Below are 13765 nucleotides of genomic sequence, written 5' to 3'. Positions count from 1 at the left end.
CTAACAAAAAAACGGAACTTTTACTGTTTTTGGAAAAATTATATTTTCTAAATTATTTTAAAACTTCTTTTAAGAAAGAATTCATGCGCTCCCAAGAACGTGTAGCGGCTTTTTCGTTATACGCTGCTCCTTTTGAATTATCATTGCCAGCTTCAATTTCAGTAAAAGCATGTACGGAATTTGCATAATAAATCATTTCCCATTCTGCTTTTGTATCTCTCATTTCTTGTTGAAAGGCCGATACTTCCGTTGCTGGCACATAGGTGTCGTCAGCGCCATGTAAAACCAGGATTTCAGCCGTGATTGGATTATTTACCCTTGCGGCATCATGTCCTAAACCTCCGTGAAAAGAAACCGCACCTTGAATTTTCATTCCTGCTCTTGCAGCTTCAAGTGCTCCTGTTCCTCCAAAACAATAGCCTATTACTACGATATTGGCAGGATTTGCGCCTTCTTTTACTAATTGGTCTAAAGCAAGTTGAATACGTCTTTGATAATCAGCCACATTGTTTTTGTAAAAACCAGCTTGCTTTCCGGCTTCTTGTGTGGTTACGGGATAATTCCCTTGGCCATAAATATCAGCTACAAATGCATAATAGCCCATGCTTGAAAGTTTCTCAGCAGATTGTTTTGAATGTGTATCGATTCCTTTCCAAGCAGGAAGGATTAAAATTCCGGGTTTAGTTTTGCTTCCTTTTTTTGGTGCAATAAACAAGCCATTTAATTGTTGGTTTCCATCCGTGTATTTGACGGATTTTAATTGTGCAAATGTGTCATTGGAAAACAAAAAGAATCCTAAAAAGGCAAAGAAAATATTTTTCATATTAGATGTTTTTATTTTTACAAATGTCTCAATCAATTTATCCTAAAACTAAGGTTTTGATTTTTTAATTGATGACGTAATTTTTAATTCTTATGGCGTACAGACAAGCGATTACTCGCCGGGATGATATGTTTTTTCGGCATTTTTCTGGACATCCTCTATATAAAATAATACGTCTTTGAATTGTCCTTTTCGGTACATTTCAGCTTGATCGTAAAAATGTTTCGATTTTGAATCACCGCTATTTCCTCCCGCAAGTAACGATTTGGCTTTTATTTTTGGTCCAAATTCCACCGCACACACAAAACTATTTCCGTTAAATCCATAGCGTTTTTTGGTGTCTTTTTGATAATTGCTTTTAAAAGCAGGTAAACTTCCCCAAAGCGCTGGTCCATAACTAATAGGTAAACTTTCCAAAGCATCACTATAAACCAGATTTATGTCGCCTGATGTTCTCTGGAAACGATTGATTTCGCCCCAAGGAATTTGCCAAGTACCAAATTTTATTTTCAATTCGTTTATCACCATTTGCAATTGTGGAATCAGTTGATCTGGAAACGCATTTTTAGCAAAATCACGGGTATTTTCTACTTGGTCCTTTTGGCCCTGATCAATATATACTTTTTGAATAATGGGGTCTAATTTATAAGCCCATTCCACAGCTAAGGTGGTAGCCACAGAATTTTCCTGGGCGTAATAATCCCAGTTTTTCAATAAGGTTATCGGTTCTGACAGTTCTGTATAAAGCGGATCTTCGGGACTGATGTTTTTCTCAAAACTGGAAATTAAGGATGGAATTAACACTTCGAGAGCCGTTAGTTTCGTGTCGTAACCGTCAGCAATCACTTTGTCTAGTGTATATTTATTGCCTTTGTTCAATAATCGTACAGCATTTAATCCTCTGAAACTTTCTCCGTCTGGAGCCATATAAGGCAAGTGATTTTCTTCTTTTGGACTATAATCTCCTGCCACGGTATATGGTGTAGAATTACAGTTTTGTAACCAGCCGTTTATAGGATTGTAAGAATGTACTGTTTCTGAAACTTCATGTAATCCTTTCCATTGTGTAGACGGTGTCGTACCGTCCATTACTTTTGACCAATTTAGGTTTTTGTCCCGAATGGGAACAAAATTCCCATGCCAGTAGGCAATGTTTCCTTCTTTATCGGCATAAACAGTATTGTTTGAGGTATTGGCTTTCAAATCCATTGCAGTTTTATAGTCCTCAAAACTTTTTGATTTTGTTCGTATCCAACTTTGTTCCAGACTTTTCATCGAACGGTTATTGGATTTTAAGCTAATCCATTTCCCGTCTCTTTTGGCCATGATTGGACCGTGATTGGTATAATAAGTATTGAATGTTTTAGGAATCAATTTTCCATTTTCCAGATACTTGATGGTTATTTTTTTCTCGACAACCGGAACTAATTTGGTATCGTATTCGTAAAATAGTTTGTTGTTTTTGGTCACGATTTTCTCGGCATACATATCCGCAACATCAACACTTGAGGAGGTATGCATCCAGCCACAGTTTTCGTTAAATCCTTGGTAAATAAAAAATTGTCCCCAAGTAACGGCTCCATACGCATTCAGCCCTTCTTGACTACTCATCTGTATTTCTGGCCTGAAATAAAAAGTGGTATGCGGATTAATGTATAAAATGGCATTCCCAGACGCTGTTTTTGAAGGTGCAATTGCAAATCCGTTAGAACCCGTTTGTACGTCTTTTTCTCGTTCTATATAGGCTACTTTATCGGTGTTTCCCGAATAAAAAGCTTTCAATTCTCCAGTAGAAAGATCAGCTGTGCTTATGGCTCCAATACTTCCGTCAGTCCAAAGCAATGGAAACCACGGCTCAAAATGAGTTAATAAAGCGGGTTTTACTTCGGGGTGATTGTATAGATAAAAGTTGATCCCGTCCGCATAACTGTTTAATAATTTTTTTAACCAAGGCGCTGCTTTTTTATAATCGTTTTTTGCATCTTCGGTATCGATTAAAAGTTTAATTTCTAAATCATTGTACAAAACGGACTGTCCTTTGATTTCGGAAAGACGGCCCAGTTTTTCAATGTAATTCATTTCTACCCGTTTGAAATCGTCTTCACATTGGGCGTACAGCATTCCAAAAACGGCATCTGCATCCGTTTTGCCATACACATGCGCAATTCCCCAGTTGTCTCTGATAATAGTGACTTGTTGCGACATTTTTTTTAGTCTTTCTAGTTCTTGGTTTGATATCTTTTGTGAAAACAGGGAGCAACTAAAACAAAAAATTAAAACTGCAAGGGGTAAATGGTTCTTGAAATACGTCATTATTATTGAATTTTAAATTAGAGACTTACGTTTCGTTTAAATGCACACCCCAGTTCAATTATGGAATCTGTTTTGGCAATACCCGGAATAGTGTCTATTTTTTCATACAGAACTTTACGCATGTGCTCATGATTTTTGGCAATTATTTTTATATAAAGGGTAAAAGATCCGGTGATATAATAGCATTCCGTTATTTCTGGAATGTTTTTCAGTTCCTCAATAATCCGGTCAGAATCTTGGTCTTTATTCAAGGTAATTCCTGTGAATGATCCCCAATCATATCCAATTTTCTTTTCATTGATGACCGGTTTTATTCCGATAAGTATTCCTTGTTCTGTTAATCTGTTCATGCGCTGATGCACCATTGTATTTGATATTTTTAGATTGGCTGCAATAGCAGAATACGCCATTCTTCCGTCTTTCTCTAATTCTTTGATAATGTTGATATCAAACTCGTCTAGTATATCCATGTTGGTTTACTTATAAATGATGCTTTTGTGTTTGTATAAAAGTACTTATTTTTATTTATATGGGAATAGTTCTATTATTTGAATTTTATATTTAAAAAATGACTTTTTTTCATGTAAATTAAGTAATTTATTTAGAATAATACTTTTAAAAAAGTCAAAATATTTATTTTTATTGTCAATTTAAAAAAAATCTGTAGTTTTGTACTTTGTAATATCAAAATAGGAATATCATGACACACACAGAACAAAACCTTTCTTCAAAATCGGAAGCGTTAATAGCTAAAGAAAATCAATACGGAGCACACAATTATCATCCTTTACCTGTGGTTTTAGAAAGAGGCGAAGGGGTTTATGTCTGGGATGTAGACGGAAAAAAATATTATGATTTTTTATCGGCCTATTCTGCCGTAAACCAAGGGCATTGTCATCCAAAAATTGTGGATGCAATGATAAAACAAGCACAAACATTGACCTTAACTTCACGTGCTTTTCATAATGATCAACTAGGACCTTTTGAGGAATATGTGACTAAGTATTTTGGTTTTGATAAAGTGTTACCCATGAATACAGGTGCTGAAGCAGTGGAAACTGCTTTAAAATTATGTAGAAAATGGGCCTATGAGGTAAAAGGAATTCCTGAAAATCAAGCACAAATCATTGTTTGTGAAAACAATTTTCACGGAAGAACAACAACAATCATTTCATTTTCGAATGATGAGAGTGCCCGTAAAAACTTTGGACCATTCACTGCTGGATTTATTAAAATTCCGTACGATGATGTTGACGCCCTAGAAAACGTATTAAAATCAATCCCAAATATTGCTGGATTTTTAGTGGAACCAATTCAAGGAGAAGCGGGAGTGTATGTTCCTGCCGAAGGATATTTAGCAAAAACGAAAGCGCTTTGTGAAGCACATAACGTTCTATTTATCGCGGATGAAGTGCAAACAGGAATTGCACGCACGGGAAGATTATTAGCAACTTGCGGAAATTGTGACTGTAAAAAAGGATGTGAAGGCAGACCGGAAGTAAAACCAGATATCCTTATTCTAGGAAAAGCTATTTCGGGCGGTGTGTACCCAGTTTCGGCAGTTTTAGCGAATGATCCCATTATGAATGTGATTAAACCAGGACAACACGGGTCCACTTTTGGAGGAAATCCTGTTGCAGCGGCTGTGGCTATTGCTGCACTGGAAGTAGTAAAAGAGGAAAATTTAGCACAAAATGCGGCGTACTTAGGAGAAGTTTTAAGAACAGGACTTAATGAGATTGCTTCCAGAAATCCATTAATTACGTTGGTCAGAGGAAAAGGATTACTGAACGCCATAGTTATCAACAGTGACGAAGAATCTGATTTGGCCTGGAATATTTGTATGAAATTTAGAGATTATGGATTATTGGCAAAACCAACACACGGCAACAAAATTCGATTTGCACCACCATTAGTAATTTCAGAACCTCAAATACAGGAATGTTTGGGTATAATTGAGCGAGCTCTAAACGATTTCAAATAATCTTAAGTACAATGGGAAAATCAATAAAATTAATAAAGAACAGATCCGATATAGGTGCTGGTACTCGAGGATCCGACTTAGGGATTGATGCTATCGAAATTGCGGCAATCAATCAAAACAGTGATTATTTTAATCAGTTTGAGTTTGAAGATGTCAAAACGCACAACGAATCCATATATGATAAAAACCGAAGTTCTTCGGCTAAACGAATTGAGCATGTAGTGGAGCAATGCACCAGAGTTTGTAATGCAGTACAGAAAAATTTAGCAGGAAATTATTTTCCAATTGTTTTATCAGGTGATCATTCTTCGGCATTAGGAACATTAAGTGGTATAAAAGCGGCTTTTCCGGAACAAAATATCGGGGTGTTTTGGATTGATGCCCATGCGGATTTACATTCCCCTTACACTTCGCCATCCGGTAATATTCATGGAATGCCCCTATCTGCGGCTCTTGCGGATGATAATTTGAGTTCCCAGAATAACGAAGTGCCGCTAGAAACCCAACAGCACTGGGAAGACATGAAAAATATAGGTTGTAAGGGACCGAAAGTTTTGGCAGAAAACCTGGTATATTTTGGCGTTCGGGATACCGAAGAAGAGGAGGATAAGCAAATTGAAAAATTGCAAATCAAAAATTATAAAGTTGATGAAGTGCGGTATCGCGGTTTACGAAAGTGTGTCGCGGAAGCATTAACTAAACTATCGCATTGTGAAGTGCTATATGTTTCTTTTGATGTGGATTCTATGGATTGTGATATGATTTCTTACGGGACCGGAACACCGGTTTCCAAAGGTTTTGATCAGTATGAAGTAATAGCGATCATCAAACAAATTGTTCAAACCAAAAAAGTGGTTTGCATCGAATTTGTCGAGATTAACCCATTATTAGACACCAAAGGAAATAAAATGGCAGAAACTGCTTTTGAAGTTTTAGAAGCCATTACATCAGAACTAGTTATTTCTGCAGAATAATTTTTTTTTAGCGTGTATAAAAAAGCCCAAAATCAGTTTTAGATTTTTGGCATCAGCCAGCCGGGCAATGAATTGTGTTAGGCAGGATAAAAAAGCGTTAGGCTATCCCCAGCATGTTGCCCGGCACCACCACATTTTTTTTATTCAGGGAGAAAAACGTTTAATTTATTGCGTTTTAAATAGTGTCAACAAGATAATCCGCTTTGTCCGCCACCAGTGATAATGACCTCTTTAATTTCATTCATTCTGTTTTGAATCTGGATTAAATTCTATTTTGGTTTTTTAGATCACCACAGATTTACTGTTTTAAAACAAGTTTAAAATAAAGAGAGGCTTTAATAAAATAGTTGAGTTCTTTAGTAGCGGAACACTTAAGAGGTTTCAGTTTTTGGGTCTAATTCGGGTTTTGTATAATATTTTTTTCTAAACCAAAAAGCGACGTTTACCAATGCAATTAGCGCCGGAACTTCGACCAGTGGGCCAATAACGCCGGCAAATGCTTGTCCGCTGTTGATTCCAAAAACGCCAATTGCAACTGCAATAGCCAATTCAAAATTGTTTCCGGTTGCCGTAAAAGCGATTGCGGTAGATTTAGAATAATCAGCACCAAAATACTTTCCGAGAAAAAAACTGATCACAAACATTAAGGTGAAATAAATGACAAGAGGAATAGCTATCCGAACTACATCCAGGGGGATTTGCACAATTAATGCACCCTTCAGACTAAACATTAATATGATGGTAAATAACAAGGCCACTAAAGTAATAGGAGAAATAAAAGGTATATACTTGTTTTGAAACCAAGTTTCGCCTTTGAGTTTTATAAGGCCATACCGGCTGATTATTCCCAAAGCAAATGGAATTCCTAAATAAATACCTACGCTTTCTGCAATTTGACCAATACTGATTGTCACATCAAAACCGGTATAACCAAAATACGGTGGCAAAATGGTTATGAAAACATACGCATATACGCTGTAAAGTAATACCTGAAAAACACTATTCAAAGCGATTAATCCAGCGGCATATTCTCTATTACCGTCGGCCAGATCATTCCAAACCACTACCATCGCAATGCATCGGGCTAATCCAATCAAGATGACTCCAATCATATATTCCGGATATCCATTAAGGAAAAGTAGAGCTAATGAAAACATGAGGATTGGGCCTACCACCCAATTCAGGAACAGGGAAGCACCCAATACTTTGGTATTTTGGAATACGTCCCCCATTTTACTATAATTCACTTTAGCTAATGGCGGATACATCATTAAGATTAAACCAATGGCGAGTGGGATATTAGTTGTTCCGCTGGAAAAAGCGTTAATAAAATTTCCACTGGAAGGGATGAAATTCCCTATAGCGACACCAAGTGCCATTGCAAGGAAGATCCAGAGGGTTAAAAATCGATCAAGGAAACCTAGTTTTTTTCTTTCTGCTGCGGGAAAACAAGTAGATGCTGACATATTTATAATTTTATTTGGGAGAAGACATAAAACAGTTCGGTGGCAATCTGTAAACTTCGCTCCTGATATTTTTCGGCTTGTTGCGGAGTGTTGTCAAATGCTTTTGGATCTTCAAAAGTAATTGGGATACGTTTTTCAGCACCAGCGATAAAAGGACAGCCTCCATCTGCTTGAGAGCAAGTCATAATCGCTGCAAATTCATTTTTCGGATTAAAATCATCATCGTAGGTCTTGGAAAAACCAATAATAGGAGGCTCATTTTCTCCATATTTTATGGTGTAAATGGGATTATTTCCTGCTGTGATTGCTTTGATTTTGAATCCTGATTGTACTAAAGTTTGGGCAACCATAGGAAATAAAGCAGTTGCTTCGGTCCCACCAGAATAGCAAAATACATTTTTTACATTGAAATGTGCTGCGGCAGTTTGTGCCCAAACTTGTGCCAGATGACTTCTTCTGGAATTGTGTGTGCAAATCAAATTTAATCTGATCTCTTGTTGATGGGCTACTTTTGTCTGAATAAAGTCAATTAGCGGTTGCAAAATAATTTTGCGTTCAACTGAAATATCTTCAAAACCAAAGGCAGCTATTTGTGTTTCTATTTCTGGAAATATGTTTGTTTTGATTAATGTCATATCTTAGTTTTAAAATTAGCAACAGCCACCACCAGGGGTGCAAGTATTGGTTTGACTTGGGATTTCGGATAATTTTACTTTTTGTTTCTCGGAGGGAATTCCGCATTGATCCTCTGCCAAACAAGCCGTTTGCTTGTTGATTAAGGTAAATGCTGTTCCGTTGAAACGAATGTCGTATTTCCCAATAGTTTCTGATTGGAATTCGACTTCGACTTCATAATCATCAATGCCCAGTATTTTTTCTGAAAGCGAAATGATTTCTAAAAGTTTTTTTGGTTTTAGGCGGTGATCAAAGTCATTGGCATCCCATAATTGAAAATTTACCACAGTTTCTTTTCTAACTTTTCCACCGCAGTCAATAAATTTTTTAGTGATCAAACCCACTTCTGTTACATGAAAATGTTCAGGAACAAAGGTTCCGTTTGGTAATACAAAAGCAACATTGTCTAATGTGATCAACTCTTTTTTAATTTCGGATAGTTTCATTATTTTTGTAATTTAAAAATTAACAGCATTGATTTTTCTTGTTTTCTAAATAAGTATTGATGTGCTGAAAAAAGCCTTTTATTTTATTAAAGCCTTCTTCGTTTAGGCAATAACAAATTGCATTTCCTTCAAAATTGCCTTTTATAAGTCCGGCATTTTTAAGTTCCTTCAAGTGCTGCGAAACCGTAGGCTGGGCTAGAGGCAGTTCGTTTACAATATCACCACACACACAACTATTTACCTTGATGAGGTGTTGAATAATAGCAATACGTGCAGGATGGCCTATGGCTTTGGCTAAAGTTGCCAATTCGTTTTGCTCGTCTGTGAAATGGTCTGATTTAGTAATTCCCATCGTTATATATTTATATTGCAATATTACGATATAGATTTAAAACAAACAAACTAAATTGATTTTTTTTTTAAATAGTGTTAATTTTTAAAAGCTACCTATGAAAATTAAAGTTCAAATACTTCTTTTGGAATGGCGTGAAATCCAACTGATCGGACCTGATATTCAATTGCACTTACGGGAATCATCTTGGAGGTATGTACTGTAAATTCTCTCGGAAAAAGATTAGTATTCAAAAGGACGTCTTTTACTCCGTCTAATTTTAGCAGACATGCTTTAATTTCTAATAAATCCAAATATTTGATCGCATTGGTGCCAAAAATTTTACCATGATTTCCCGGAATTATATTGTCAGTGAGTATGCTCATGATTTTTTTTTAAGATTTGTTTTTTTTTTAGGTACTTAAGTAGTTTAAAGTTAGTTATTTATAGGATATAAAACCAATAAATAATCATTTTTTAAATTTTAAAAAAGCAATAGTCTTAGTAAGAAAAAACACGAATGCGACGAAACGGTTTGGAAAAGGATATTGCTACTCTAGTGTTAAATAAATTACGTTAGATAAGTAACAATCATTGTATAAGGTCGTGTATTATAATTAGACAAAGATGATGCAACAGATTGACTTTAAACTATTTTTACAATAGTGCTCCTTTTGACTTTATGACGTTTAAACTTTCGACTTACTTAAGTAGTACAAAAGGTATATTGGCACAATTATTAAAAAGAGTTTTTGTCACATCTTATGAAGTTTTGAAACGATTTTTAAAGCTACATGACTAATTAATGGGTATTAATTTATGAAATCAGTGACAAAGTAATCTAGTTTTAATCTCTTGAGAGTTAATTCCTCGAAGCTCTGCTTCTTTTTTTTGCCACAGATTCAAAGATTAAAAAGATTTTTGAAAATCTTTGAATCTGTGGTAGTTATTTAGTTAATACCACTGGTGCTATACCCCGAGGTAGTTTATTTATCAAAATCGGGGCATTGAAACAGCCTGTTTTTGAGTTAGATTAATGGTGTTTTATAAACGCAGTTGTGGTTTTTGAGGTATTAGATTTCAATTTATAATAAACTTTTTATTTTATCGCTTTAATGCTGTCTTGCATGGAAGCTGTTAGCGTATTTTAGACATTATCTTTCAAGGTATCTCTTTCGTATTTATTGTGGATTATAATTATTATTAGTCCAAAAAGAACTCCTACAACAATTAAAACGATATTGATTAATCCGCTTACGCCAAAAGACATTCGGATTAAAATGGTCGAAATTATAAATCCGGAGTTTCGCATGATTTTATGAAATTGGTCTGTGTAGAAAAAAGAAATTAAAAGCAACACCACATCTACTAAAATTAATACCGTGAAAAATTGATCAAAAAAGAGAGTATTGATGCTTTCTTGCGAAGGCAGGTGCGTGGGCGAATTGGAGATTTCTGAAGACCAAATTATTAAGGTATTAAAAGCCATGATGAAAAATAAGGGTACCAAAAAAAGGGCTATTAATTTTTTCTTTTTAACGAAACTTTGAATAACAGGTTTCAGTTCTATTTTCTCTTCTAATTTTTGTTTTCCATACTTTTGAAATTGAAATATTAAATAGAAAAGAATTAGTGATGCCACTATATCATAGGTAAATTTAAGGTCATCTTTAATTTCAAACCAATTGGATGAAAGTTCTAGAGACGATAAATCTTTAAATAATTTGCGAATAATAATAAGGGTAATAATTTCATACTGCTTCGTTATGTAGGTTGTAAACGATTTGGGTAAGTAATAAATTAACAAATAGACCTCATAGATAAGTATAAAAGAAAAGGGTGTGTAAATTGCTGCTATAGGATTAGTCAGTAACGGTGAATTTGATTCAATAAATATAAGATTGAATTTATTCAAATAGATGATAATAAGGTGAATAAAGAAACTCAATAATGCAATGTTGAGAATAATTTTTTCGACCTTTATTCGCGTTTCCTCGGAAAGAAGGGCTTGAAATATGCGAGATAGGATTTGTTTGTTAGTACTCATCTGTATTTATTTGGTTGTTAACGTTAGTTTAGTAAAAAAATATCGTTTTTTTTACTAACAAAGATAGTATATTAGTGTTTTTGAAACAGGATTTTTCGTATTTTAATCATATAATATAATATGTAAACTACTCATGAACAGTAGGTTGGTTTTTTTTAATACAAGAGGCAATAGTTCGATTGAATTAAATGTGATTTATACCCATATTTATAGGTTTCTTAAAACTTATTTTTGAACTTCAAATCTTAAAATATGATGTTTTACCAGATGTTTGTTTTTTATATTTAGGAATCCTTTAATTAATTCTTTTTCAATTTCTCTTAAAAAAATCAATCGTTCTATTTTAGAATAAAGTAGTGGCTTTTTCAACATATCTGGGTGTAGTATTTCTATGAAAACCGTTAATCACTCCTTAATTTACTCGGATGTCTAATCCGGCATATTGCGCCATGATGATTGATTCATTTTTTTGGCTACTGCTGCGGTCGGTTGTCCTAAATGATACGGAGCCACTGCACATAATTTGGGTATTTTAACCGCTATCACATTGGCAATTCAACCGCCAAAACAAAATCCTACCACAACTATACGTCCATTACGATCTTTATGTGATTTTAGGTAATTATGCTACAATAAAATCTTCTAGCATTTTTTCAGGGGTAGTTTTTTTTGTAATTTCCTGCCTGAATCATTATTTCCTGATTATGCTTAGTGTTAGTATGTTATCTTTACAAGTCAAAGTCGGAGACATTTGTCCGTCGTAAACGGGGAAACTCTTCAAAAAACGAGGGTCAAAGTGGAACACAATTGGCCAGCTTAGTTCGAGTTAAAATTTGGAATGCGAATAGAATTAATTCTGTATTTTTTAATGTCACAAGGAAATTTGGTGTCATTCAATTCGCACTAGTATTTAAAAATCTATTTGTCAAAAATTAAATTGTAATTTGTCACTAGTCTTTTAGCATAGGGATTAGCATTTACTTACGAGGTTTTCTACATTTTTTGGAGGAAAGTTATTGATGTGACTAATTATTGTACGGTTGGATAATATTAATAAATAAAGCCAGTACATATGAACTGGCTTTATTGTTATAATTTTGTGTACTATTTAATTGGTAATCGTTATCGTGCCTGTCATTGAAGAATGAAACTCACAGATGTAATATAAGGTGTTTGGTGCATTAGTGGGTACTGTAAACGAGATTACACCACTGGAAGCGCCATTATTGGTAACTCCGGTGTTAAAAGCATTTGTAGTACCAGTTGTTTGGACGGTCTTTATTAAAAAAGGATGTCCAGGTGCATTCACAGTAAAACTGTAGGTTTTACCTCTTTGTAAATTCAAACCTGGATTATTCCCATTAGTCAAACCCCCACCATTGAATACGTAAGATGAAGATCCTATATTGGTTATGTCGTAATTTACTATATTCGAACTACCTGCATTAGCTCCAACATTACCTTGAGCGATTATGGTTGTTAGATTGCTAGCACTTTGATGAACATTTATGTATCCATTAAAATTTAGTAGCTCGTCGTAGGTAATGGTGGTTCCATTATTGAGTTTATTCACACTGGTCTCACTCTTTCCAGTAGCACCAATGATGGAAGTAAGATCAATAGCTATAGCTCCTCCTTGGGCAACAGTATTGACGTGGATGTGTGCGGGAGAACTAACTCCTGCAGTTGTACCAGTTAGAGAAACGCTTACTAAAGTTTCACCACTCACCCTTTTTGTGAATTTCGCAGTCCCGCTTATGGCGTTATTAGAAACGGAATTTAAAGCGTAGGTTTTACTAGTGCTAGTAAGTTCATTTTTACCAATATCACCTTGTGCAATTAATGTTGATAAAGCGGTAGCACTTTCATGCACATTTATATAACCATTAAAATTCAAAAGCTCATCATAAGTTATAGAAACTCCAGTATTGAGTTTGTTTACACTAGTTTCACTTTTTCCGGTAGATCCAGTTATTGCTGTAAGATCTACTACTACACCCCCGGTTTGAGCTATAGTATTGAGGTGAATATGTGCAATAGAACTAACCCCTGTAGTTGTTCCTGCTATCGCAATACTTACTAAAGCTTTACCGTTTACCCTTTTTGTAAATTTCGCAGTACCACTTATGGCGTTATTAGAAACGGCACTTAGGTTGTAGGTTTTACTAGTATTTGTTAATTCATTAACACCAATGTCGCCTTGCGCTATCAATGTTGCAAGATCTGTTCCGCTAAGGTGAATGTTAATGTAACCATCTAAATTAATTAATTGATCGTAAGTAATTGGCGAGCCATTTTTTAAAGCTGTTACAGTCGTTTCACTTTTACCGGTACTTCCATTAACGGAAGTTAGATCAAGTAAAATAGCTCCGCTTTCTGCTGCTGTGCCAGAGTGGATGTGTGCAGGATGATTTCCACCAGAATTAGCGCCAGTTAATTGAACAGTAATTAGAGTAGTATTATCATTTTTTTTTGAAAATGTAACGGTTCCGCTGATAGCAGGGTTTGATTTAGCGAACAAATTGAATTGTTTAGATTCTCCCGTGAGTTGTGGTAGAGTATTGTCATCACTACAACTAATAAAAGATGACGTACTAATTAAAATCAGACACATTAAAGAAAAAAATTTACTACAAGCTTTCATAGTGTTTTTTGTTTAGTTTATTTACACAAAGATTAAACAAAATATTTAAAATTATTTCTTTA

General features: G+C 34.9%; 12 protein-coding genes. 2 read left to right on the top strand and 10 right to left on the bottom strand.

Annotated elements, in window-relative coordinates; translation table 11 throughout:
* Positions 1–52: 52 nt before the first annotated feature.
* The 3 genes from EKM00_RS07485 to EKM00_RS07475 all read right to left on the bottom strand — a co-directional run bounded on the left by EKM00_RS07485 (position 53) and on the right by EKM00_RS07475 (position 3606).
* Positions 53–823: a dienelactone hydrolase family protein gene (locus EKM00_RS07485; protein WP_126515774.1), complete on the bottom strand. Its 771-nt coding sequence runs from the start codon at positions 821–823 to the stop codon at positions 53–55.
* Between the two features lie 111 nt (positions 824–934).
* The gene (locus EKM00_RS07480) at positions 935–3028 is read right to left on the bottom strand and encodes a penicillin acylase family protein (RefSeq protein WP_233592256.1); all 2094 of its coding nucleotides are present in this window, start codon (positions 3026–3028) and stop codon (positions 935–937) included.
* A 125-nt stretch (positions 3029–3153) separates the two neighbouring features.
* Positions 3154–3606, bottom strand: a complete 453-nt coding sequence (locus EKM00_RS07475) for an Lrp/AsnC family transcriptional regulator (protein ID WP_126454003.1) — start codon at positions 3604–3606, stop codon at positions 3154–3156.
* A 230-nt stretch (positions 3607–3836) separates the two neighbouring features.
* On the opposite strand from EKM00_RS07475, the gene rocD reads away from it, so the two are divergent.
* Complete coding sequence (gene rocD / locus EKM00_RS07470; protein ID WP_126454000.1) at positions 3837–5120, top strand: ornithine--oxo-acid transaminase; 1284 nt, start codon at positions 3837–3839, stop codon at positions 5118–5120.
* Between the two features lie 11 nt (positions 5121–5131).
* A complete protein-coding gene (locus EKM00_RS07465) occupies positions 5132–6094 on the top strand; it encodes an arginase (protein ID WP_126515772.1) in 963 nt (320 codons plus the stop codon).
* 371 nt (positions 6095–6465) lie between these two features.
* Here EKM00_RS07465 and arsB read toward each other — a convergent pair whose 3' ends face one another.
* The 7 genes from arsB to EKM00_RS07430 form a co-directional block, all read right to left on the bottom strand.
* Positions 6466–7560: an ACR3 family arsenite efflux transporter gene (arsB, locus tag EKM00_RS07460; protein ID WP_126515771.1), complete on the bottom strand. Its 1095-nt coding sequence runs from the start codon at positions 7558–7560 to the stop codon at positions 6466–6468.
* Between the two features lie 2 nt (positions 7561–7562).
* On the bottom strand, positions 7563–8195 hold the full coding sequence (locus EKM00_RS07455; RefSeq protein WP_126515770.1) for an arsenate-mycothiol transferase ArsC: 633 nt from the start codon (positions 8193–8195) through the stop codon (positions 7563–7565).
* A gap of 15 nt (positions 8196–8210) precedes the next feature.
* Positions 8211–8681 carry a DUF6428 family protein gene (locus tag EKM00_RS07450; RefSeq protein WP_126453992.1) on the bottom strand — a complete coding sequence of 157 codons (471 nt, stop codon included), beginning with the start codon at positions 8679–8681 and terminating at the stop codon, positions 8211–8213.
* A 19-nt stretch (positions 8682–8700) separates the two neighbouring features.
* Complete coding sequence (locus tag EKM00_RS07445) at positions 8701–9033, bottom strand: ArsR/SmtB family transcription factor (RefSeq protein WP_126453990.1); 333 nt, start codon at positions 9031–9033, stop codon at positions 8701–8703.
* A 104-nt stretch (positions 9034–9137) separates the two neighbouring features.
* Complete coding sequence (locus EKM00_RS07440; RefSeq protein ID WP_126515769.1) at positions 9138–9398, bottom strand: heavy-metal-associated domain-containing protein; 261 nt, start codon at positions 9396–9398, stop codon at positions 9138–9140.
* 761 nt (positions 9399–10159) lie between these two features.
* A complete protein-coding gene (locus EKM00_RS07435; protein WP_126515768.1) occupies positions 10160–11059 on the bottom strand; it encodes a hypothetical protein in 900 nt (299 codons plus the stop codon).
* Between the two features lie 1108 nt (positions 11060–12167).
* Complete coding sequence (locus EKM00_RS07430; protein WP_126515767.1) at positions 12168–13703, bottom strand: CHRD domain-containing protein; 1536 nt, start codon at positions 13701–13703, stop codon at positions 12168–12170.
* Positions 13704–13765: the final 62 nt, after the last annotated feature.

This window comes from Flavobacterium sp. RSP15 (assembly GCF_003968755.1).
Lineage (GTDB): Bacteria > Bacteroidota > Bacteroidia > Flavobacteriales > Flavobacteriaceae > Flavobacterium.
The sequence above is the reverse complement of the archived record's forward strand: the minus strand, read 5'-3'. Positions and strand labels throughout refer to the sequence as shown.